General features: G+C 69.7%; 18 protein-coding genes and 1 pseudogene. 8 read left to right on the top strand and 11 right to left on the bottom strand.

What is annotated here, in order from left to right; translation table 11 throughout:
- The first annotated feature begins 8 nt into the window (after positions 1–8).
- The 4 genes and pseudogenes from CGU35_RS17885 to CGU35_RS17870 all read left to right on the top strand — a co-directional run bounded on the left by CGU35_RS17885 (position 9) and on the right by CGU35_RS17870 (position 3,838).
- A pseudogene (locus CGU35_RS17885) lies at positions 9–1,622 on the top strand (DHA2 family efflux MFS transporter permease subunit).
- A gap of 144 nt (positions 1,623–1,766) precedes the next feature.
- Complete coding sequence (locus tag CGU35_RS17880) at positions 1,767–2,153, top strand: MarR family winged helix-turn-helix transcriptional regulator (protein ID WP_100812868.1); 387 nt, start codon at positions 1,767–1,769, stop codon at positions 2,151–2,153.
- Positions 2,150–3,436: an MFS transporter gene (locus CGU35_RS17875; protein WP_100812791.1), complete on the top strand. Its 1,287-nt coding sequence runs from the start codon at positions 2,150–2,152 to the stop codon at positions 3,434–3,436. Before CGU35_RS17880 ends, CGU35_RS17875 begins: the two co-directional genes overlap by 4 nt.
- Positions 3,437–3,565: 129 nt before the next feature.
- On the top strand, positions 3,566–3,838 hold the full coding sequence (locus CGU35_RS17870) for a DUF7218 family protein (protein ID WP_100812867.1): 273 nt from the start codon (positions 3,566–3,568) through the stop codon (positions 3,836–3,838).
- A 9-nt stretch (positions 3,839–3,847) separates the two neighbouring features.
- Here CGU35_RS17870 and CGU35_RS17865 read toward each other — a convergent pair whose 3' ends face one another.
- The 3 genes from CGU35_RS17865 to CGU35_RS17855 are packed head-to-tail and all read right to left on the bottom strand — an operon-like array spanning position 3,848 to position 7,307.
- Complete coding sequence (locus CGU35_RS17865; protein ID WP_100812790.1) at positions 3,848–4,693, bottom strand: transglutaminase family protein; 846 nt, start codon at positions 4,691–4,693, stop codon at positions 3,848–3,850.
- Entirely contained in the window at positions 4,690–5,622 is a 933-nt protein-coding gene (locus CGU35_RS17860; protein ID WP_100812789.1) for an alpha-E domain-containing protein, read from the bottom strand. Before CGU35_RS17860 ends, CGU35_RS17865 begins: the two co-directional genes overlap by 4 nt.
- Positions 5,616–7,307, bottom strand: a complete 1,692-nt coding sequence (locus tag CGU35_RS17855; protein ID WP_100812788.1) for a circularly permuted type 2 ATP-grasp protein — start codon at positions 7,305–7,307, stop codon at positions 5,616–5,618. The genes CGU35_RS17860 and CGU35_RS17855 overlap by 7 nt, the downstream gene beginning before the upstream one ends.
- A gap of 122 nt (positions 7,308–7,429) precedes the next feature.
- Between CGU35_RS17855 and CGU35_RS17850 the strand changes: the two genes are divergently transcribed.
- Entirely contained in the window at positions 7,430–9,013 is a 1,584-nt protein-coding gene (locus CGU35_RS17850) for a molybdopterin-dependent oxidoreductase (RefSeq protein WP_100812787.1), read from the top strand.
- A gap of 132 nt (positions 9,014–9,145) precedes the next feature.
- Here CGU35_RS17850 and rocD read toward each other — a convergent pair whose 3' ends face one another.
- The 5 genes from rocD to CGU35_RS17825 form a co-directional block, all read right to left on the bottom strand.
- Positions 9,146–10,360, bottom strand: coding sequence for an ornithine--oxo-acid transaminase (gene rocD, locus CGU35_RS17845; RefSeq protein ID WP_100812786.1), 1,215 nt, complete (start codon positions 10,358–10,360; stop codon positions 9,146–9,148).
- A complete protein-coding gene (gene ddaH / locus CGU35_RS17840; protein WP_100812785.1) occupies positions 10,357–11,289 on the bottom strand; it encodes a dimethylargininase in 933 nt (310 codons plus the stop codon). Before ddaH ends, rocD begins: the two co-directional genes overlap by 4 nt.
- A 262-nt stretch (positions 11,290–11,551) precedes the next feature.
- Positions 11,552–12,568 (bottom strand): NAD(P)-dependent alcohol dehydrogenase, encoded by a 1,017-nt coding sequence (locus CGU35_RS17835; protein WP_100812784.1) that lies wholly within the window; start codon positions 12,566–12,568, stop codon positions 11,552–11,554.
- On the bottom strand, positions 12,565–12,801 hold the full coding sequence (locus CGU35_RS17830) for a helix-turn-helix transcriptional regulator (protein WP_100812783.1): 237 nt from the start codon (positions 12,799–12,801) through the stop codon (positions 12,565–12,567). Before CGU35_RS17830 ends, CGU35_RS17835 begins: the two co-directional genes overlap by 4 nt.
- On the bottom strand, positions 12,801–13,235 hold the full coding sequence (locus CGU35_RS17825) for a hypothetical protein (protein ID WP_100812866.1): 435 nt from the start codon (positions 13,233–13,235) through the stop codon (positions 12,801–12,803). The genes CGU35_RS17830 and CGU35_RS17825 overlap by 1 nt, the downstream gene beginning before the upstream one ends.
- Positions 13,236–13,361: 126 nt before the next feature.
- Between CGU35_RS17825 and CGU35_RS17820 the strand changes: the two genes are divergently transcribed.
- Complete coding sequence (locus CGU35_RS17820) at positions 13,362–14,069, top strand: hypothetical protein (RefSeq protein WP_100812782.1); 708 nt, start codon at positions 13,362–13,364, stop codon at positions 14,067–14,069.
- A gap of 247 nt (positions 14,070–14,316) precedes the next feature.
- The gene (locus CGU35_RS17815) at positions 14,317–15,312 is read left to right on the top strand and encodes a helix-turn-helix transcriptional regulator (protein WP_100812781.1); all 996 of its coding nucleotides are present in this window, start codon (positions 14,317–14,319) and stop codon (positions 15,310–15,312) included.
- Between the two features lie 65 nt (positions 15,313–15,377).
- On the opposite strand, the gene CGU35_RS17810 is transcribed toward CGU35_RS17815, so the two are convergent.
- The 3 genes from CGU35_RS17810 to CGU35_RS17800 all read right to left on the bottom strand — a co-directional run bounded on the left by CGU35_RS17810 (position 15,378) and on the right by CGU35_RS17800 (position 21,137).
- A complete protein-coding gene (locus CGU35_RS17810) occupies positions 15,378–16,643 on the bottom strand; it encodes an MFS transporter (RefSeq protein ID WP_232711387.1) in 1,266 nt (421 codons plus the stop codon).
- Between the two features lie 84 nt (positions 16,644–16,727).
- On the bottom strand, positions 16,728–20,507 hold the full coding sequence (locus tag CGU35_RS17805) for a proline dehydrogenase family protein (RefSeq protein WP_100812779.1): 3,780 nt from the start codon (positions 20,505–20,507) through the stop codon (positions 16,728–16,730).
- 69 nt (positions 20,508–20,576) lie between these two features.
- Positions 20,577–21,137, bottom strand: a complete 561-nt coding sequence (locus tag CGU35_RS17800; protein WP_100812865.1) for a thioesterase family protein — start codon at positions 21,135–21,137, stop codon at positions 20,577–20,579.
- Between the two features lie 142 nt (positions 21,138–21,279).
- Here CGU35_RS17800 and CGU35_RS17795 point away from each other — a divergent pair, with 142 nt between their 5' ends.
- A complete protein-coding gene (locus tag CGU35_RS17795; RefSeq protein WP_100812778.1) occupies positions 21,280–21,786 on the top strand; it encodes a GNAT family N-acetyltransferase in 507 nt (168 codons plus the stop codon).
- Position 21,787 lies beyond the last annotated feature (1 nt).

The following is a 21,787-nucleotide window of genomic DNA, read 5'->3' as shown; positions in this document are numbered from 1 at the left end:
GCGCCCCCATGATCGACCGTTCCAACCGCCGCTGGGTAGGACTCGTATTCATCAGCCTCGCGGTCTCGCTGATCATCGTCGACTCGACGATCGTCAACGTGGCCGTGCCTTCGATCGTCGACGAATTGAAGATCAGTTCGACCGAGGTGCAGTGGGTACAAGAGGCGTACACGCTCGTCTTCGCCTCCCTCCTGCTGTTGTTCGGCAGCCTCGCCGACCGCGTCGGTCGACGCCGCCTCATGCTGATCGGCGTCGTGATCTTCGCCCTCGCATCCGTCTTCGCGGCCCTCGCCCCCGACGGACGCCTGCTGATCCTGGCTCGCCTGGTGCAGGGCATCGGCGGCGCGATGATCCTGCCGACGACTCTGTCGCTCATCAACGCCACCTTCCGCGGCCGCGAGCGCGGCATCGCGTTCGCGGTGTGGGGGTCCACGATCGGGGGGATGGCCGCGCTCGGCCCGCTGCTCGGCGGCTGGCTCACCACGGCGTTCTCGTGGCGCTGGGCCTTCGGCATCAACGTTCCCTTGGGGCTCATCATCCTGGTCGGCGTCTTCCTGACGATCGAGGAGTCACGCGAGCCGGTGCGTCGTGGGCTCGATATCGTGGGGGCCGCCCTGTCGGTGCTGCTGTTCGGCCCACTCGTCTTCGGTCTGATCGAGGGGCGCACCTACGGGTGGTGGTCGAGCGATCGACCGTTCTCGATCGCGGGGTGGACCTGACCGGGCCCACTGTCTCCCGTGCCGGTTGCCTTCCTGGTCGCCGCGCTCGCGCTCGTCGCGTTCCTGCTCTGGAGCCGCTATCGGCGACGTCACGATCGTGCCTCTCTCCTGGAGCTCTCGCTCTTCCGCATCGGATCGTTCCGCAACGGCAATATCGCTGCGCTCGTGATCGCACTGGGCGAGTTCGGGCTGATCCTCTCGCTTCCGCTGTGGCTGCAGTTCGTCCTCGGCTTCGACGCGCTCCAGACGGGGCTCGTGCTGCTCGCGCTCGCGGTCGGGTCGTTCGTCGCCAGCGGGGTCGCGGCGTCGACCTCGGGGCGCATCCGCCCGGTCGTCGTCGTGCGGGTCGGCATCCTCGCCGAGCTCATCGGTGTTGCCTGGGCGGCCGTGATCATCGCCCCCGATGCCGCGTGGGGATGGTTGCTCCCCGCTCTGTTCGTCTACGGCTTCGGGGTGGGATTGGCGACGGCGCAGCTGACCGGCGTCATCCTGCAGGACGTACCCGTGGCCCTGTCCGGGCAGGGTTCGGGCACGCAGTCCACGGCGCGGCAGGTCGGTTCGGCGCTCGGAATCGCGATCCTCGGAACGGTGCTCTTCACGAGCACGGCAGGGATCTTGGGCGCCAAGCTCGATGACGCCGGAGTGCCCGCCGCCGCACGCGATCAGCTGGTGAGTGCCGTCGTCGACTCGGCGGGTGGTGCGATCGCCGGACTGGGCCAGAACCCCGAGACGGCGCCGTATCAGGACGCTGCGCGTGAGGCGTTCTCGGATGGCACACGCCTGGCGGCCTTCACGGCGGCGGGATTCCTCGCCGTGGGTCTGGTCGCGACTCTGGCCCTCGGCTCCGGCCGCAAGCCCGAAGAGCTCGACCGGGCCGAGGGGGACGCTGTCGCGACAGGCTGAAGCGTGGGACGCATCCGTGGCCCATTTCGTTAGCAAAGGTAATGAGCTAGACTAACGATCGTGTCTACCGGAACCGATGTCGCCGCATCCGCCGCCGCATCCGCCGCCACGCCCGGTCTCGACGAACAGGCGTCGAACCTGCGGATGGCCGTCCTACGGTTCTCGCGTCGCCTCCGCGCCGAACGCGCCGTCGACACGATGAGCGACGGGCAGATCGCCGTACTCGGCTGGCTCCGGCTCAAGGGCCCGCACACCCTGAGCGAACTCGCCGAGCGCGAGCGCGTCTCGGCGCCCTCCATGAATCGCACGGTCAACTGCCTGGAGGAGTGGGGATACATCACCCGCACACCCGACGACACGGATCGGCGCAAGGTGAACATCGCCCTGAGCGATGCGGGGCGCGACGTCGTCACCGAGACCGCGCGCCTGCGCGACGCTTGGCTCGAGGCTGCTCTGTCGGAATTCACCCCCGCCGAGCGGGTGACTCTCGCCCAAGCCGCCGGGCTGCTGGCACGGATCGCCGACCGATGAGCGCCATGTTTCGCTCCTTCTCGGTATTCAACTACCGGGTCTGGTTCATCGGCGCGATGGTGTCGAACGTGGGCGCCTGGATGCAGTCCACGGCCCAGAACTGGGTCGTTCTGACGCAGCTGACCGACAACGATGCCGCCGCTGTCGGCATCACGATGGCGCTGCAGTTCGGCCCGCCGCTGCTGCTGGTGAGCGTGACGGGCTGGGTCGCCGACCGCTTCGAGCGCAGGCATCTGCTGATGCTCACCCAGAGCATCCTGCTCATGCTGGCGATCGCGCTCGGCGTGCTGCTGCTCGTCGGCGCGATGACACTGCCGCTGATGTACGCCTTCGCCCTCGCGCTCGGCGTCGTCATGGCCTTCGACAATCCGGCCAGGCAGACGTTCGTGACCGATCTCGTCTCGCGCGAGAACGCATCCAACGCCGTCGCCCTGAATGCGGCATCGTTCAACGGCGCCCGCCTGATCGGCCCCGCTGTGGCCGGCGTCATGATCGTCGCGATCGGCACGGGATGGGTCTTCCTCGTCAATGCCGGAACGTTCCTCGCGACCGTGATGGCCCTTCTGCTGATCCGTCCGAGCGAGCTCGTCCCGCGCGCCGTCTCGCACGCGGGAACGCGGCTTGCCGACGGATTCCGCTACGTGCGCAAACGTCCGGATCTCGTCATCGTGTTCGTCATGGTCTTACTCGTCGGCGCCTTCGGCATGAACTTCCCGATCTTCGCATCGACGATGGCGCTCGAGTTCAGGCAGGGAGCGGACGGTTTCGGGCTGCTCTCGTCGATCCTGGCGATCGGATCGGTCGTGGGCGCTCTGCTGGCTGCGCGGCGCGATCGCGCCCGGCTGAGGGTCGTCGTGCTGGCGACGCTGGGATTCGCCCTGGCATCCGCGACATCCGTTCTGATGCCGACGTATTGGACGTACGCGGCGACGCAGGTCCTCGTCGGGGTGTCGATCGTCACGATGCTGACGACCGCCAACGGCTACGTGCAGACGACGACCGACCCGAGCCTGCGCGGACGGGTCATGGCCCTCTATCTCGCGGTGATCATGGGCGGTACCCCGATCGGCGCCCCCATCGTCGGGTTGGTCGCTGCCGAATTCGGTCCACGCTCGGCGATCCTGGTCGGCTCCGCCGCGGGGCTCGCCGCCTTCGTCATCGGCGTGATCTGGCTCCTCGCCTCCGGTCGGCTGCACCGCCATCGCACGCGCCGCTTCGGCCTCGAGATGGACCAGACACGGCCCATCTCGGTCGTGACGGCGGCGAACCCGATTCAGGCCTGACGCATTCCGCATCACCATCGATTCGCACCCGACGTGTCGATCGGGCCTTGTCAAGTGCCTTCACCGCGCCTGGGCGACGTGATTTCGTGATCGTCTTACGAGAATCCGCGACACGTAAAGGAGATGGTCATGCCGCGCGATAAGGACTCCCGGCTGAAGGATCCCGAGATGTACGAGGCGCTCCGTGAGGACGGCGCCTCGAAAGAGAAAGCCGCACGCATCTCCAACGCCGCTGGCGGCACGAAAGCGGGCCGGTCGAACGTCGGCGGCAAGGGCGGCCAGGCAGGAAGCTACGACGACTGGACGGTGCCCCAGCTGAAGAAGCGCGCGAAAGAGCTCGGCCTGTCCGGGTACTCGAGCAAGAGAAAGAACGAGCTGATTCGCGCGCTCCGCGACCACTGAGTCGGAGACTCAGGCCTCGCGGGTGATCGTCACGCGAACGAACAGCTGACTCTTGAACGGGCCGGCGTACACACCGCGCAACGGCGGCACGTCGTTGTAGTCGCGCCCCCGTCCCACCAGCACGTGACGGTCACCGATCTCGATGTTGTTCGTCGGGTCGAATCCCTGCCACTCCCCCGCGAACCATTCGACCCAGGCGTGCGACTCGCCGGTCACGGCCACACCGACCTCGGCGTTGGGCTTGGGGTGCAGATAACCCGAGACGTAGCGGGCGGGGATGCCGACCGAACGCAGCGCGCCGAGCGCGATGTGCGCCATGTCCTGACACACGCCCTTGCGGGCCTCCCAGGCTTCGACGGCCGTGGAGTGCACGCCGGTGACCCCGGACATGTATTCGACGGCGTCGCCGATCGCGACGACGATGTCGTGGGCCGCACGCCCCGGATCGTCGTGCCGCGACGCGATCGTCTGCGCGATCTCGGCGACATCCGGGTGTGGCATCGTGCGATTCGTCTGCGTTAGCTGCTCGACCGTCTCGATCGACCGCGCCGCCTCCACCGCGAGCCGCTCCCAGGTGATGCCGCTGTGCTCGATGGGCCGCGGTCGCACCTCCACCAGACTGCGGGCCGTGATCTGCAGGTTCGCGTGGGGCGAGAGCACATCGAAAGCGCTGACGCGCGTGCCGAAGTAGTCGACGTAGGTGTTGACGGATGTCGAGGGCTCGATGTCGAGCGACGAGCTCAGCACGAACTGGCTGTCGGTCGTCCCGGGAAGCATCCGTGCCTCGTTGTACGACGCCGAGACGTCCCCCGGATACGAGAAACCCGTGGCGTGCTCGATCCTGAGGCGCTTCACGAGATCTCCCCGATCCAGCTCGGCTCGGCCTGCGTCGGGAAGAACCGGGCGCGGATCGCCTCGGAGGCTTCGCGCGTGACGCGTTGGACGCGATCCATGTGCCGGGGCAGCTCCCCGAGGATCTCGCCGATCGGGCGGTATTCGAGGTCGTTGCGGATCTGTCCCAGTGCGCGCAGCACACTGTTGGAGTGACCGACGCGGTCTTCGCGGGGGTCGATGGCGCTCATGCAATCCTCGGCACGCTGGATGGAGTAAATGATCGATCGCGGGAACAGGCGGTCGAGCAGAAGGAATTCGGCGGCGTTCTTCGCACTCGGCATGCCGCGGTACGTCCGCAGATACGCCTCGTAGGCGCCGCACGATCGCAGGATCGTCGTCCACGACGGACCGGATGCCTCGGTCAGCGACCGCGTCGCGAGCAGACGTGCCGTCATGTCGGCGCGCTCGATGCTTCGCCCGAGGGTGAAGAACTGCCACGACTCGTCTCGGCTCGTCGAAGAATCGACGATGCCTGTCGCGAGGGCCGCACGCTCGCGCACCCACTGGAAGAACTCGTGCACCTTGTCGGTCTGCAGGCGGCGAGGCATCCGGGCGCTCGTGGTGTTCAGGACCTCCCAGAGCTCGGTCGAGACGATCTCGCGGGCACGACGGGCATTCTCCCGAGCCGCGGTGAGCGAATAGGCGATGCTCGCGGGGTTCATCCGATCGACCGCAAGCCGCGAAAGCACGTCTTCGCGGCGGACGCTCTCGGCGGCTGCCGGCGCCGTCGAACCCATGACCGTGAGCATGGCGCGGCAGGCCGTCTCTTCGTCGATCCACGGGTCTTCGAGCAGAAGCTGCAGGTGCACGTCGAGGATGCGGGCGGTGCCGTCGCTGCGCTCGATGTAACGGCCGATCCAGAACAGACTTTCCGCGATGCGGCTCAGCATGAGGCACCGTCCTCGCCCTGTTGTTGCTGCTCCTGCTGTTCGACGCGGCTGCGCGGACGGTCCTGCGGCGAATGGGTCACCTCGGACTGCTCCTCGTCGCCGTCCTCGGCGTAGATGATCGAGATCGACTCGGTGACGGTCGCCGCCTGGTCGGCCACGAGCCCGGCCATGCCGTGCCCCTGCCCGTACTCGACGTGCGTCGGGGCGGAACCGCCGACGATCCAGGTGTCCTTCGAGCCGCCGCCCTGGCTGGAGTTGACCACGAGTTGACCCTCCGGCAGGGCGACCCGCGTGAGCCCTCCCGGCAGCACCCAGATGTCGTCGCCGTCGTTGACGGCGAAGGGGCGCAGGTCGGCGTGACGCGGTCGCATCCCGTCCTCCACGAGAGTGGGGATGGTCGAGAGCATCATGACCGGCTGCGCGATCCAGCCGCGCGGGTCGGCGATCAGGCGTTTGCGCAGCTGATCGAGTTCTGCGCGCGAGGCATCCGGACCCACGACCAGCCCCTTGCCGCCGGAGCCGTCGACCGGCTTCACGACGAGCTCGGGCAGACGATCGAGGACCTCTTCGAGGGCACCCGGGTCTTCCAGCCGCCAGGTGTCGACGATCGGCAGGATCGGCTCTTCCGAGAGGTAGTAGCGGATCAGGTCCGGCGTGTACGTATAGAGCAGCTTGTCGTCGGCGACGCCGTTGCCGACCGCGTTCGCGATCGTGACGTTGCCCAGGCGCGCCGCGAGCATCAGCCCGGGGGCGCCCAGCATCGAGTCGGCCCGGAACTGCAGGGGGTCGAGGAAGTCGTCGTCGACGCGGCGGTAGATGACGTCGACCCGGCGGGGACCGCGGGTCGTGCGCATGAAGACCTTGCCGCCGGCGCACAGCAGGTCGCGACCCTCGACGAGCTCGACACCCATCAGGCGGGCGAGCAGCGTGTGCTCGAAGTACGCCGAGTTGTAGACGCCGGGCGTGAGGACGACGACGTTCGGCTCGTCGATCCCGGGCGGGGCGGAAGCACGCAGTGCGGCGAGCAGCTTGTTCGGATAGTCACCGACGGGGCGAACCCGCATCGAGACGAAGAGTTCCGGAAGCGTCTGCGCCATGACCCGACGGTTCGAGATGACGTAGCTGACGCCGCTCGGCACGCGAACGTTGTCTTCGAGCACGCGCATCTGGCCGTGCTCGTCGCGGATCAGATCGATTCCCGAAACCTGGATGCGTACGCCGTTGGCGGCATGGATGTCGTGGGCCTGCCGATAGAAGTACTGTGACGACGCGATGAGCTGCGCGGGGATCACCCCGTCGCGCACGCAGTTCTGCCGTCCATACGCGTCGTCCAGGAACGCCTCGAGGGCGCGAACGCGCTGCTTGATGCCGGCCTCGACATGCGACCACTCGTCGAAGTCGATGATGCGCGGAACCGCATCGAGGGGGAACGGGCGCTCCTCACCCGCGAAGTCGAACGTCACCCCCTGTGCAAGGTACGAGCTCGCGAGCGAATCGGTGCGTCCGCGCAGCTCTTCCTGGGTCATCCGCGCGAGCGCCTGATAGAGCTCGCGATACGCCTGGCGAGACTCGGCGAGGGCACCCGGATGCTCCGGTCCGCCGAACATCTCGTCATAGGCGGGAAGGCCCTCGGCTGTCTTCCGCGGCGCAAGAGTCGAGCCGTAGCCGTCGAAAAGGTCTCCCATGCCCCGAGCCTAGCCCCGGCCGTGTTGCCGAGATGTTTCGGTCGCGGCGCGGCCCCGCGCTGGCTCGAGGCTCACGGCAAACGCACCGCCCAGCCCCGCGAAACCGCACGTAAGCTCTCACCATGACGCACAGCGACCGCGCGCCGGGCCGCGTATCGGCAGGATGGGCGGGCGTCGCGGCGGTCGCGTTCGGCGCCGGACTTGGCGAGTTGGCGGCGGCGATCTTCTCGCCCACGGCGAGCCCGACCGCGAGCATCGGCTCGCTCATGATCGACCTCGCCCCGCCGTGGGCCAAGGACCTCGCGATCGCGCTGTTCGGCACGCTCGACAAGATCGCCCTTCTGACCGGGATCGCGATCGTCCTCGCCCTCATCGCCGCGGCGGCCGGACTGCTCGAGGCACGACGACCACCGTGGGGTCGCGTGATCGTCCTCGCGCTCGGGGCGTTCGGGGCGGTGGCCGCGATGACGCGGGCAAACGCCACCGGAGCGTCGTGGGTCCCCTCGGTGGTCTCGGCCGCGGCCGCGGCCATCGCGCTCGGCATGCTCATCCGGCGCCTGCCCGCGCGCTCGACCGCCAGCGCGACGGATGCGGCGGATGACGCGACGACTCGCCAGGCGCCGACGCGCACGTCTGAGCCGGATCGCCGCTCGTTCCTCATCTGGAGCGGTGGCGCGGCGGCCATCGGCGCACTCGCCGCCCTCGGCTCGAGCGCGGCGCGTGCCGGGAGTCGGGCCGCGACGGCCGTCCGTGACGCCATCCGCCTGCCGACCCCCTCGACGACGGCCGCACCGGTCCCGGCCGGTGCCGAGCTGAACATCGAGGGGCTGACGCCCGTCATCACCCCGAACGACCGGTTCTATCGCATCGATACGGCCCTGATCGTGCCGCAGGTCGACCCCGCGGAGTGGTCGCTGCGCATCCACGGCATGGTGGAGCAAGAGGTCACGATCGGCTGGGATGAGTTGCTCGCGCTGCCCCTGGAAGAGAGCGTGACGACCCTGACCTGCGTCTCGAACGAGGTGGGCGGCGATCTGATCGGCAATGCTCTGTGGCTCGGCTATCCGATCCGCCAACTGCTCGAACGCGCGCGCCCGAAAGCGGGTGCAGACATGGTGCTGTCGCGGTCGGTCGACGGATTCACGGCCAGCAGCCCGATCGAGGCGCTGACCGACGATCGCAACGCCATCCTCGCGGTCGGGATGAACGGGCAGCCGCTGCCCGCCGAGCACGGCTTCCCGGTGCGCATGGTGGTTCCGGGCCTGTATGGCTACGTGTCGGCGACGAAGTGGGTCGTCGAGATGGAGGTCACCACCTTCGCGGACGCGACCGCCTACTGGACCGACCGCGGATGGTCCGAACGGGGCCCGGTCAAGCTGCAGTCGCGCATCGACGTCCCCCGCACCGGCTCGGTGCTCGCGGCGGGTGACACCGTGATCGCCGGGGTCGCCTGGCAGCAGCACGTCGGGGTCTCGGGTGTCGAGGTCCAGATCGACGGCGGCGACTGGCAGGACGCGACGCTCGCCACCGCGATCTCGGACGACACGTGGGTGCAGTGGAGCCTGACGTGGGCCGCGACATCCGGCGAGCACACGATCCGCTGCCGCGCGACGAACGTCGATGGCGAGACGCAGACGAGCGACGTGCAGGGCGTCGTGCCCGATGGGGCGACGGGCTGGGATGAGCTGAGCATCCGCGTCAGCTGAGTCTCACTCGTCGAGGCTGCGCGACCCGCCGAGTGCGCCGGTTGTCACCGAGATAGCCCGTTCCACGCGGTAGGTCACCGGCGGGCTCGCGAGTAAGCGGCGCACTCGATGTCGAGCATGAACCGGAAGGCGTCAGTCGGCGAGCACGACCCGCAGCTGCTCGACCGCCCAGTCGAGCTCGGTCGCGCGCACCACGAGCGGCGGGGCCATCCGGATCGTCTGCCCGTGCGTGTCCTTCACGAGCACGCCGCGCGCGAGCAGACGCTCGGCGATGTCGCGCCCCGTGCCGACGGCCGGATCGATGTCGACGCCGGCCCACAGCCCCGCCCGGCGGATCGCCGTGACGCCCGAGCCGACCAGGTCTTCGAGCCGCGCTCCGAGGTGCTCACCGAGCGCCAGGGCGCGCTCCTGGAACTCGCCCGATTCGAGCATCTCGACCACCCGCAGGCCCACGGCGGCGGCGAGCGGGTTGCCGCCGAACGTCGATCCGTGCTCACCGGGCCGGATGACGCCCAGCACGTCGGCGTTCGCCACAACCGCCGAGAGGGGCAGGACGCCTCCGCCGAGCGCCTTGCCGAGCAGATACGCGTCGGGCACGACACCCTCGCGATCGCAGGCGAAGGTCGTGCCGACGCGGCCCAGACCCGACTGGATCTCGTCCGCGATCATCAGGACCCCGTGGCGCTCGGTGATCTCGCGCACCGCGCGGAGGTATCCCTCGGGCGGGACGATGACGCCCGCCTCGCCCTGGATCGGCTCGATCAGCACGGCCGCGGTGTTCTCGTCGATCGCGGCCTCGATCGCGGCGGCGTCCCCGAAGGGGACGCTCACGAAGCCCGGCGCGAACGGCCCGAAGTCGCTGCGCGCCTGCGGATCGTCGCTGAAGCCGACGATCGTCGTCGTGCGGCCGTGGAAGTTGCCGTCGGCGACGATGATGGTCGCGGCATCCGGGGCGATGCCCTTGACGCGATACCCCCACGCCCGCGCGACCTTGATGCCCGTCTCGACGGCCTCGGCGCCCGTGTTCATCGGCAAGACCATGTCCTTGCCGGCGAGATCGGCGAGGGCGGCGGCGAAGGGCCCGAGCCGGTCGTTGTGGTACGCCCGGCTCGTCAGCGTCAGGCGCCCGAGCTGCTCGCGCGCGGCCTCGAGGATCGCCGGATGCCCGTGGCCGAAGTTGAGCGCCGAGTAGGCCGACAGCAGGTCGAGGTAACGCTTGCCCTCGACATCCGTCACCCACGCGCCCTCGCCCCGCGCGATCACGACCGGCAGCGGGTGGTAGTTGTGGGCGAGGTGTTCGTCTTCGAGCGTCACCACCCGGATGCTCGCGGTGTCGAGATTCGTCATGACCGTCGTCCCCTCTGCTCGTCCGCGCCGCGCAGTTCCAGCGTGCAGCACTTGATACCGCCGCCGCCCAGCAGCAGTTCGGACAGGTCGATCAGCATCGGGTTGTAGCCCCGCTCGCGCAGCTGGGCCTCGAAGCCGGTGGCCCGCGGCGAGATCAGCACGTTCAGGCCGTCGCTGGCCGAGTTCAGCCCGAAGACGTCTCCGTCGGCCTCCGAGACGCGGATCGCGTCGGGGTAGCGCTCGGCGAGGATCGCCTGGCTCGCGGCATCGAACGCCTGCGGCAGGTAGGCGATGTTCGCGTGATCGGGTCCTCCCCGCTCGGCTCCCTGCACGGGATCGAGCACGGCGATCGCGGTGTCGAGGTGGTAGAACCGCGGGTCCGTGAGCGTCAGGCTCACGACCTCGCGTCCGAAGACCTCGCCGACCTCGCGGTGGCTGTCGCCGGTCGAGCGGAAGCCGGTGCCTGCGAGGATCGTATCGCCGACGAGGAGGAAGTCGCCCTCGCCCTCGTTGACCTCGACGGCCTCGACGAGTGCGAACCCGTGGGCGGCGAACCAGGCGTCGAAGTGCGCTCCCTCGGGCGCACGCTCGGCGAACCGGAACTTCGGGCCGTACGCGATGCCGTCGATCAGGAATCCGCCGTTGGCCGTGTAGACCATGTCGGGCAGGCCCGGAACGGGATCGATCAGCTCGACCTCGTGCCCGAGCGAGATGTACGTGTCATAAAGGGTCTGCCACTGCCGCAGGGCCGTCTCGGTGTTGGTGGGCCGCTCCGGCCGCATCCAGGGGTTGATGCTGTAGCTGACCGTGAAGTGATCCGGCCGGCACATCAGGTACCGGCGGTGCTGCGCGGTGCGGCCTGCATCCGGTGTCTGGGTCGTGGGCTCGTCTGCGGGGACTGTTGCGGGAGAAACGGGGTGCGTCGACATCTCTGCTCCTGGGGTAGAGGTGCGGCGGACGCTGTCCTGAGGTTCGGCGGCCCTTCGACTCGGGCTCCCGGGGGAACTGCGAGGAAAGGTCGACTCGAACACGCCACGGGCATTCTCTCACCCCGGGCGGTGGAGCGCGATCACCACCCCACCAGCGCGACAGCCCGGCACACCGCAACATCCCGCCGAGACGACGCAACATGCCGCGCGGGCGCGAGGCTTCACGGCATGTTGGCGTCCTCTCGCGAGCGGGGACGGCAGCTCAGGGCACCGTGACGACGACCTTGCCGACCGTGTGGCGCGCGTCGACGTGCGCGAGCGCCGCTCCCGCGTCGGACAGGGGATACGTCCGCTCGATCACGGGGTGCAACCGGCCCTCCCCCACGAGCGCGAGCAGCTGCCGGGTGATCGCGGGCTTCGCCGTCGCCGCGAGCGGCTGGAGTCGGGGGCCGCGACCCAGCGAGAGCAGCCCGGCGCGCAGCATCCTCCCGATCGGGCCGAGGATTCGCCCGCCCTCGCCCGACACCATCACGACGCACCCCCCGGGCGCCACCAGTCGGCGGAGCGCACGTAACGGTGCCGCGCCGACGATGTCGATGACGGCGTCGAAGGATGCCGCGGGCAATTCTGGCGGCGATGCTCCGGCGTCCACGCGCGCGTAGTCGAACGTGCGTATCGCGCCGAGGTCGGCGACCAGCCGCTCGTTGCGGGCACCGCAGATCGCCCAGACCTCGGCACCGCGGAGGGCGGCGAGCTGAACCGTGTAGGTACCGACCCCGCCGCTCGCGCCGATGACGAGCACCCGGCGGCCCGAACCCGCCCGATCGCCCGCAAGATCGAGAGCCTGCCACGCCGTACCCGCAGAGACGGGCACGGCGGCCGCGGTCACCGCATCGATCGACTCCGGCCGTGCCACAACCCGCGCGGCCGGTGCGATCACGTACTCGGCCAGCCCACCGCCGGGTATCTCGCCGACGACCTCGTCGCCCACCGCGAGCCCCGCCACCCCGGGCCCGAGGCCGACGACAGTTCCGGCGACATCCATGCCCCGTGTCGCGATCCGCGGCCGACGGAGCCCGAAGAACGCCCGCACCAACACGGGTTCCCCGCGCATGACGTGCACGTCACCGGCATGCAGCGCCGTTGCCCGCACCCGCAGCAGCACCTCGCCCGCGCCCGGCTCGGGCACAGGCGTCCGCTCGCGCTTCACGACCTCGGGACCGCCGTACGCGGACTGCCACCAGGCGGCCATGGAAGAGGTGTCCACTGCATCCGTCATGATTGCTCCTTCACCGCGTGATCGGCCGGGTACTGGAAGACGTCGTCGAGGCCGACCCCGAAGACGCGTGCGATCTGGAACGCGAGCTCGAGACTCGGCGAATACTTGCCCTGTTCGATGGCGATCAGGGTCTGTCGCGTCACCCCGATCCGCGCCGCGAGCTCGGCCTGCGTGAGCCCGGCCCCCTCGCGGATGGCGCGGATGGAGTTGGTCACGCGCGTGGGCTTGACCATCAGGCAAGTCCCCGCCGGTAGGCGATGACGCTCGCCAACCCGCCGACGAACGCCGAGAGGGCGAAACCGAAGAACATCGTGTTCGCGATCCAGAACCAGTCCGCCTCGAGGGCGCACAGCACGATCACGCCGAGTCCCGCGATCACCAGGAACGCCTGGCCGACCCGGCCGCCCATGTGAGCGATGTCCCGGTCGCGCTGATCGGACTTCCCGACGCCGTCACGATCACGCACTCCGGCGAGGATCCCCCAGAGGATGCTGATCACGATCGATGCGACGATGCTGCCGAGGATCGTCCACAGCATGATCGGCCACCACACGACATCGGTCAGTGGCCCCTCCCCCGCCTGCTGCAACACGAGCAGCACATAGACCGTCAGCCCCACCACGCTGACGATGAGCCCGACCCAGGTGTTGCGTTCTTCGTAGACCACGATCCACTCCAATGTCAGGAATTATTGACATTGGCCACGCTAACGAGACCCGACGGCCGTGTCAAGTTTTGTTTACATATCCAGAAGTCGGAGCCTATCGCGGCGGAGTCCTGCCAGGGTAGGGGCATGACGCGCCGTACCGCTGACGAAACCCGCAGCCTCATCCTCGAGGCCGCCATCCAGCTGCTGCTCGAGCGCGGGGTCACCGCGGGCGTGCAGCACGTCCGCCTGCAGGAGGTGCTGCGCATCGTCGGCCTGACGACCGGCGCGGCCTACCGGATCTGGACAGACCAGGACGACTTCCATCGCGACCTCGCGGTGGCGATGGTCGGCGTGCGCTTCGCCCCGCCCGTCACGAGCGCGAACATCGCGATCCGCGACATCCTCGCCGCGAACGGACCGCTCGTAGAGGTCGTCCGTGCGGCGGCGCTCGACCAGGTCACCTACTCGTCGAAGTTCCATCTCGAACCCGAGTCCCGTGACTCGCACGCCTTCATCACCGCGCTCGCGTTGCGAACGGCCGCGGGTGCGTGGCCCGAGCTGCGCGCGGCGAGCGCGGTGCGTCATCGCGATTCGATCGACGCATTCGCCGGTCTCTACGGAGCCCTGATGCGGCATTACGGGCGCCGGATGCGTGAGCCGCTGACGATCGTGGACTTCACCGAGGCGATGGCGGCGCTCGGTGAGGGCTTCGCGATTCGCGCCGCGGAGGGTCTGAATCACCCGATGTACGAGGTCCCCGAGGGCGCAGAGGTTCCGAGCGGGCAGTGGACGCTGTTCGGCCTCAGCATCCTCGGCATGATCGAGGGCTTCACCGTTCCCGTGGACGAATAGCCGTTCGCCCGGCCGAAAGCTCGCGTCCGCGAAGGCCACGATCGCCCGAGGACCGCGCACCCCGGCCGCCCGGCTCAGATTGCGGGCGGCCGGGGTGCGCTGATCACTCAACGAGAGAGACCCGCCGTCGAGCCCGAATCCGGACGGCGTCCTCATCCCCCCACACACATCGTGATGCGTGAACGGGGCGAGGTCTAGAAAGATAATTTCCTTATCTATCCGAAGGCTCAGCGTCGCGGGCGCAGGGATGAGCGGATTCGGCGCAGAGCTCGGACGCGGGAATGTCCACGGCCGCACGACGGTTCTCGCTCTCGTGTCGATGCATCGGACGAACGAGGCCGCGGCGCATCTGTCGAATGAGCCCGAGGGCCTCGCGCAGGTGCTCTCCGGGCTCGAGGTGACCGAGGCCGAATCCGTCCGCCTGAGGCTGGAACGTGGAGCGCACCACACCGCGACGGACGGCATGACCCTGATCGTCGTGCTGGAGGGCACCGTGCGCTTCTCGCAGCGCGCGGTCGCGACCGCCTGTGTCACGCGCCCGAGCATCACCCATCGGGCAGACGAGATCCTGAGCGCCGGCGACGCGCTCCTCACCTGCGGTGACGACGTGCTGCACCTCGAATCCCTCGACGACGCCCACGTGGTGGTCTCGCACCTGCGACTGGCCGAGACATCCCTGCGCCACGCCGCGGCCCTGCCCTCGATGCTCGCCGTGGTCGGCTTCCGCGAGCGCGGCCCGGCAGCGGGCGAACTGGCGCAGCACCTGGGCGAGCCGAGCGGCGTCGCGCGCCCGGGCAATCCGGTCATCTGCCTCCTCATGCATCGGATGCTCCTGCTCGAGGTCATCCGCGTGTGGTTCGAACTCGGGTGCGCACCCCGGGGCTGGCCGACCGCGGACCGTGATCCGCACCTCGACCGGGTCGTCGCCGCCGTCGATGCGGACCCGGGGCGCGCCTGGACGGTCGACACTCTCGCGCGCGTCGGCGCGATGTCACGCTCGGCATTCGCGGCGGCGTTCCGCGAGCACTACGGGGTCTCTCCGGCCCGGTTCGTGACGCAGACCCGCATGGCCCTCGCCATGCGGATGTTGGGCGCGGGGGCATCCGTCGCCGAGGTCGGCGCCGGACTCGGATACGCCTCGACCGAGGGGTTCAGCCGGCGCTTCCGCGAGCACATCGGCGTCACCCCCTCGACGTGGGTCGCGATGCAGCGGGGCACGATCGCAGCACCGCTCGGTCGTTGAGCGAACGTCCGGCCGCAACGACGACCCCGGGAGAGCGCACCCATTCGTCGGGGGCGTGGTTTCGCTCAGCGCGCGGAGGGAGCGTTCACCGAGCGGGAGGCCCGCGGGACGCGGTTCGCGAGCCCGAAGAGGACCGCGCCGACCAGCAGCGCCACGATCCCCACGCCGTACACCGCGACGACGTCGCTCGCGTCGACCAGCAGGCCGCCGACGCCCGCGGCGACGGCGATCGCGAGCTGGAAGCCGACGACGACGAGCCCACCGCCCGGCTCCAGCCGATCGGGCATCCGGTGTCCGACCCAGGTGTTGACGATGATGAGCCAGGACGCGAACAGGCCGCCCCAGACGAAGGAGACGACGCCGATCGCGACGATCGAGCCGGACAGACCGATCATCCCGGCGAGCATCAGGGCGATCACGGCGGGCACGCCGACGCACAGCACCGCGTACGTGCGGTCGACGATCATCCCGACGATCACGTTGCCGACCAGCCCGCCCAGGCCGAAGAGTCCCAGCAGGACGACGATCGTGGTGGCATCGGCATCCGGCATCCGCTCGAGCGCCAGGCGGACGTACGAGTACGCGATGAAGTGCCCCAGGACGACCAGAAGGTGACCCGCCAAGCCGAGTGCCACGCCGGGACGGAGAATCGTGTCGATCAGCTGCGCGATGCTGGCCGACGTCGCGGCGGGGATCGACGGCACCACCAGCGCCAGCACGATCGCGAGCAGACCCGTCACGGCCGCGCAGACGGCGAACGTGACCCGCCAGTCGAAGGCCTCGCCGATCAGCACGCCGATCGGCACCCCGGCTACTGTCGCGAGCGAGACCCCGGCCGATGTGAACATGACACCGCGGCCGACGTTGTCGGGGCCGGCGAGACGTGCGGCGACCGCAATCGACATGGCCCAGAATCCGCTGATCGCGGCCCCGAGCAGGAACCGCGCCGCCAGCACGAGCAGCAGGTTGGGCGCGATGGCGACGATCGCGTTGGACAGAGCGGCCGAGAGCGCCAGCCAGACCAGCAGGTTCCGCCGGTCGAGGCGCGGGAAGATCAGACCGATCGTCGGCGCGACGAAGAGGCCCACGAGCGCCGTCACCGTCACCATCTGTCCCGCCTGACCCGGCGTGACCCCCAGCCCGGCCGCGATGTCGGTGAGCAGGCCGTTCGGCAGGAACTCGGCCGTCACGAGGACGAAGCTGAGCATCATCGCAACGACGAGAGCGCCGTAGCGCACGCGGAAGCGCCCGGGCGCGACGTTCGGGTTCGATCCGGTCGAGGGCGATGCGGTGGGAACGGAAGCGGTGGGGACGGATGGGGTCGATGTCACGGTTCGAGCCTCGCAGAGTCCGAGGGCCGGCGCCCGACCAGGCGTCCGAAGCATCCGACCGTTCGTCCGCTTCCGCCGCTGATGCTAGATGACGGCTTCGCTCCACGGGTCCGGCGTACCGAACCGGTGCGCCGTGATCGAGATCGACTGTTCGTGCAGGAACGGCAGCAGCTCGATGCGAGCCGCCGTCGTCACCTCATCCGTGTACACGGCGAGGTCGGGATTGCCGCCGGTGGCTTCGGCGAGCGCTGTGCGCAGCGACACGACGGCGGCCGGTGATCCGATCAGGCGGGCCCGCGTTTCGGGCGCGGGGGGCGCATCGTCCGCCGTGGCGGCCGACCGGGCGGACCCGCCGACGGGGCGGACAGCCATCCGCTCGATCCACTGCGCGTCGGTCTCGACACGCACGTCCACGTTCAGTTCCGAGAGAACGCGCCGCACGGCCGGCGGCAGGGCAACCGGGGCGCTCAGCGAGAAGCGCGAACGGGCGCGGACACCCGCGAGGATCACCCGCAACACGGCGCGCCAGTCGGCATCGCCCGTCGCGCGCACGGCCACGGGCACGGGCCGGTAGCGGAAGAGATTGCGCTCGACACCCAGCCGCGAGACGTCGCGGACCTGACCGAACTCCCGGTCCCACGAGATCGCGTCGGACAGCGCCGCCCGTCGCAGCCATTCGAAGGCCTCGTAGTCGAGCGTGGCCTGTGCGGCCTCGATGATCGCGGTCAGCCGCGAGTCGAGTCCCCGCAGGTGCAGCGACGCCGAGCGCGCCCCACCCGCCGAGGGACGCCACGACCCGAGCCCGATGAGGTAGTTCGGCCCACCCGCCTTCGTGCCAGCACCCACGGAGGACCGCTTCCACCCGCCGAAAGGCTGACGCCGCACGATCGCTCCCGTGATCCCACGGTTGACGTACAGATTGCCCGCCTCGACGCTCTCGAGCCAACGCTCCAGGTCCGCGGGGTCCTGCGTGTAGAGCCCCGCGGTCAGTCCGTAGTCGACGGCGTTCTGCAGCTCGATCGCGTCCTCGATCGACCGTGCGCGCATGATCCCGAGCACCGGTCCGAAGAACTCCTCGCGGTGGAAGCGTGACCCGTCTTCCACGCCGGTACGGATGCCGGGGGTCCACAGGCGTCGCTCGTCATCGAGGGGCCGGGGCTGCACGAGCCAGCGCTCGCCGTCGTCGAGCGTCGTCAGCGCCCACGCGAGCTTGCCCGTCGGCGGCTCGATGAGGGGGCCGACGTCGGACCGCGGGTCCTCTGGCATCCCGATGCGGAGTGAGGCGGTCGCGTCGACGAGCTGCCGGGCGAAGCGCCGGGACCGCGCGACCGGCCCGACGAGGATCGCCAGGCTCGCCGCCGAGCACTTCTGGCCCGCATGCCCGAAAGCGCTGCGGACGAGGTCGCGCGCCGCCAGGTCGAGATCCGCCGTCGGCGTGATGATCATCGCGTTCTTGCCGCTCGTCTCGGCCAGCAGCGGCAGGTCGGGGCGCCACGAGCGGAACAGCGCGGCCGTCTCCCACGAGCCGGTCAGAATGACACGATCCACGCCGTCGTGCGCCACGAGCTGGCGACCGAGGCCGCCCTCGTCGATGTCCGCGAGCGCGAGCACATCGCGCGGCACCCCGGCATCCCACAGCGCGTCCGCCAGCACGGCGGCGCAGCGGCGCGCCTGGGGCGCGGGCTTGAAGACCACAGCGGACCCCGCGGCGAGCGCCGCCAGCACGCCGCCCGCCGGGATGGCGAGCGGGAAATTCCACGGCGGTGTGACGAGCGTCAGCCGCGCGGGGACGAAGACCGCACCGCTGACGGCGTCGAGTTCGTGCGCGGACGCGGCGTAATAGCGCGCGAAGTCGACGGCCTCGCTCACCTCGACGTCGGCCTCGGCGAAGATCTTTCCCGTCTCGGCCGCGGCGACCTCGATCAGGTCACCGCGACGCGCCTCGAGGACGGATGCCGCCCTCGTCAGGACCGCGGCCCGGTCCGCCGCCGGACGCGCCCCCCACGCCGCCCCGGCCTCGCGCGTGCGGGCGACGAGTTCGTCGAGCCGGGTCTCGGAGTCGAGCCGGGCGGCGAGGATCGTGCGGATACCCGCCTCAGACCCGGGCACGCGGGCCAGGACCCCAGCCGCCCAGGAACGGGTCTCGGGCAGCGACGGGTCGGAGTCCCGGGCGTTCGCGAATCGGGCGTTGGCGAAACCGAGCGCCGGGACATCCGCCCCTTTCTCGCGCGGTGCGTAGACGGCGGTCTCGACGAGGTCGTCGCCGAAACGGAAGGGCGAGGGTGCGGGGGCAGCGGTTTCGCCGAGCGTGCCCGCGTTGGCCCCTTCCGCGATTCCGAGCACGACCTGCGTGAGCCCGGCATCGGGCTCGGCGTTCGGCCCGCCGAGTGCGGGGCGGCGGATCGCCGGGAGCGTTTCGTCCAGATCGACGTCACCGGAGTCGACCGGGGGCCGGGTCGAGACGTCGGCCCGCGGGCGACGACGCGGACCGACGGCGAGGGATGCCTTGGATGCCCGGGCGATCGAGGATCCGAAGCGTGCCCGCTCGCGCTGCCAGAGCGCGGGGTCGTGATCGAGATCGAACGCGGCCGAGAGGAAGTTCTCGCTCGACGCGCTCTCTTCCAGTCGACGGACGAGGTAGCTGATGGCGACGTCGAACTCGTCCGGCCGGACGACGGGAACGTAGAGCAGCACGCGACCGACCTCGCGCTCGACCGCCTTGACCTGCGCCTGCGCCATCCCGAGCAGCATCTCGATGTCGACGTCGTCACGCACCCCGCGCTCGCCGGCGAGCAACCACGCGTACGCGACGTCGAAGAGGTTGTGCCCGGCGACGCCCAGTCGCACGGCGGCGGTCGCTTCGGGGCGAAGCGCCTCGTCGAGGCAGCGCACGTAGTTGGCGTCGGTGTCGAGCTTGCTGTCATAGGTCGCGAGCGTCCAGCCGTGCAGGGCTGCGTCGACCCGCTCCATGGCGAGGTTCGCGCCCTTCACGAGCCGCACCTTGATGCGCGCCCCTCCCGCGGCGACACGGACGCGGGCCCACGCCGTCAGCTCGCGTAGGGCGGGCAGCGCGTCGGGCAGGTAGGCCTGCAGCACGATGCCCGCCTCGAGCGATGCCAGGCGGGGGTCCTCGAGCAGCCGCGTGAACACCGCGATCGTCAGGTCGAGATCGCGGTACTCCTCCATGTCGAGATTGATGAAGGTGCCATCCGCGACCGCGCTCAGATACAGGGGCAGCAGACGCTCGACGACCCGGTCGACCGTGTCATCGAACGCCCACAGCGAGACGGACGACACGATCGCCGAGACCTTCACCGACACGTAGTCGACGTCCGGCCTGAGGATCAGTTCGTGGATGCCTTCGAGACGCCGTCGCGCCTCACCCTCGCCGAGCACGGCCTCGCCGAGCAGATTGAGGTTCAGACGGGCACCGTCGGCCCGCAACCGTTGGATCGCCGGGCCGAGCTTCGCGGGGCGTGCATCGACGACCAGGTGCCCGACCATCTCGCGCAGCACGCGCCGCGCGATGGGTACGACCGGGGCCGGTAGCCCGGGCGCGATCTGACCGCCGACGCGGACGGCGGCGCGCAGATACCACGGCAGGAATTCGGGGACGAGCGGGGCGACGCGGTGAAGATGGGATGCGGCGGCGACGAGGCTCTCGGGGCGCATGACGCCGTCCACGAACCCCACGGTGAAGGGCAGGCCGTTGCGGTCGCCCAGAATTCCGGCCAGCCGCCGCGCGGAGGGATCGACCGTGCTCTCGGCGGACTCCGCGACCCACTTCTCGGCCAGACGGACGGCCTCGGCTTCGCGGGTGTCCGCGTGCCCCGGCGACGCGTGATTCGGCTCGAGAGGCGGCATTTCCTCAGCCTACGTCCGCGCCCTCGGAGCGGCCCGGCTCAGCCCGGCGCGTCGATCTGCGGACGCCCGCTATCCCCAGTCGCTGGGTGCCTCGGCGCGCGGTGAGGGCAGAGCGGATGCCGCGGCCCACTCGTGCACCCAGTCCGGAACCTCGGGCAGACCCTCCGGGCGCCCGACGGCGGCGAACAGCTCCTCGTGCCCCAAGGATCCGCCCGACCGCTTGAGCATGCGGGCGCGGATGATCGCGCGCGCATAGATCTCACCGTCCACGACGGCCCGGTGCTCGAGGTAGATGGCGCGGTCGTCGTGGCCGATCAGGCGCGACTCGAGCGTGAAGCGGCGCCACAGGTCGAGCGACTTGCGGAAGGTGATCGTCTCGCTCGAGACCACCGCGTACCAGCCGTGCGTGCGCATCGCGTCGGCGAGCCCCGTGCGGACGAGCAGGTCCCAGCGTCCGAGGTCGAAGAGCGACAGATACCGGCCGTTGTTCATGTGCCGCAGCACATCGATATCGGTGGGGAGCGTTCGCAGACGGATGCGTCCGACCGTCGTCGGCGGAAGGAGCCCGTCGCGGCGCAACCGACGACGCGCGGCGAGCATGACGAGAAGCGTGCGCCAGATCACATTCACGAAGCGTGACGGTACCCCTTCACCCATCACAATCGGGGATCCGTTGTGGACTTCCGACAGTTCGGCCCGCGAGGTCAGCCTCTCGGCGGGAGTCGCGCACCTCCGATTTCCCCCGCGCGAGAGGCTGACGTAGAGTCTCGCCATGGAAGCAGAGCTCCAGACCGACGTCGTCGTCCGCCCCGTCCGTGATGTTGATGCCGAGGCCCTCGGTCGGGTCCACGCCACCTGCTGGCACGAGACCTACGACCACCTGATCAGCCGGGCCGCGCTCGAAAGTGTGTCCGCTCGCCGCATGGCCGAGTTGTGGACGCACTGGATGAACCAGGGCCCCGACTACGTGCAGTACGCCGCCCTCGTGAACGGCGAGATCGTCGGCTTCGCCGGGGCGGGCCCCGCCCGTGACGACGACGCCCCGCGTCCGCGCGAGCTGTACTTCCTCTACCTACTGGCGGCCTGGCACGGGACCGGCATCGGACAGCGCCTGTTCGACGCCGTCGTTCCCGAGAACGAGCGCGCGTACCTCTGGGTCGCGGACGACAATCCCCGCGCCCACCGGTTCTATCACCGCAACGGATTCACCCTCGACGGCGTCTCGCACGAGGAGCCGTTCCTGGGTGAGACGATCACCGAAGTCCGCTTCGTCCGCTGAG

Origin of the sequence: Microbacterium sp. BR1 (genome assembly GCF_002812725.1) — a bacterium.
GTDB lineage: Bacteria > Actinomycetota > Actinomycetes > Actinomycetales > Microbacteriaceae > Microbacterium.
This window is presented reverse-complemented; position numbering and strand designations above follow the sequence as displayed.

Excerpts from the sequence above, each read along its gene's own strand:
- CGU35_RS17820 (WP_100812782.1), top strand. The coding sequence starts at position 13,362 with ATGACGCGCCGTACCGCTGACGAAACCCGCAGCCTCATCCTCGAGGCC.
- CGU35_RS17805 (WP_100812779.1), bottom strand. The coding sequence starts at position 20,507 with ATGCCGCCTCTCGAGCCGAATCACGCGTCGCCGGGGCACGCGGACACC.
- rocD (WP_100812786.1), bottom strand. The coding sequence starts at position 10,360 with ATGACGAATCTCGACACCGCGAGCATCCGGGTGGTGACGCTCGAAGAC.
- CGU35_RS17850 (WP_100812787.1), top strand. The coding sequence starts at position 7,430 with ATGACGCACAGCGACCGCGCGCCGGGCCGCGTATCGGCAGGATGGGCG.
- ddaH (WP_100812785.1), bottom strand. The coding sequence starts at position 11,289 with ATGTCGACGCACCCCGTTTCTCCCGCAACAGTCCCCGCAGACGAGCCC.
- CGU35_RS17880 (WP_100812868.1), top strand. The coding sequence starts at position 1,767 with ATGGCCGTCCTACGGTTCTCGCGTCGCCTCCGCGCCGAACGCGCCGTC.
- CGU35_RS17815 (WP_100812781.1), top strand. The coding sequence starts at position 14,317 with ATGAGCGGATTCGGCGCAGAGCTCGGACGCGGGAATGTCCACGGCCGC.
- CGU35_RS17835 (WP_100812784.1), bottom strand. The coding sequence starts at position 12,568 with ATGACGGATGCAGTGGACACCTCTTCCATGGCCGCCTGGTGGCAGTCC.
- CGU35_RS17855 (WP_100812788.1), bottom strand. The coding sequence starts at position 7,307 with ATGGGAGACCTTTTCGACGGCTACGGCTCGACTCTTGCGCCGCGGAAG.
- CGU35_RS17870 (WP_100812867.1), top strand. The coding sequence starts at position 3,566 with ATGCCGCGCGATAAGGACTCCCGGCTGAAGGATCCCGAGATGTACGAG.
- CGU35_RS17830 (WP_100812783.1), bottom strand. The coding sequence starts at position 12,801 with ATGGTCAAGCCCACGCGCGTGACCAACTCCATCCGCGCCATCCGCGAG.
- CGU35_RS17875 (WP_100812791.1), top strand. The coding sequence starts at position 2,150 with ATGAGCGCCATGTTTCGCTCCTTCTCGGTATTCAACTACCGGGTCTGG.
- CGU35_RS17860 (WP_100812789.1), bottom strand. The coding sequence starts at position 5,622 with ATGCTGAGCCGCATCGCGGAAAGTCTGTTCTGGATCGGCCGTTACATC.
- CGU35_RS17795 (WP_100812778.1), top strand. The coding sequence starts at position 21,280 with ATGGAAGCAGAGCTCCAGACCGACGTCGTCGTCCGCCCCGTCCGTGAT.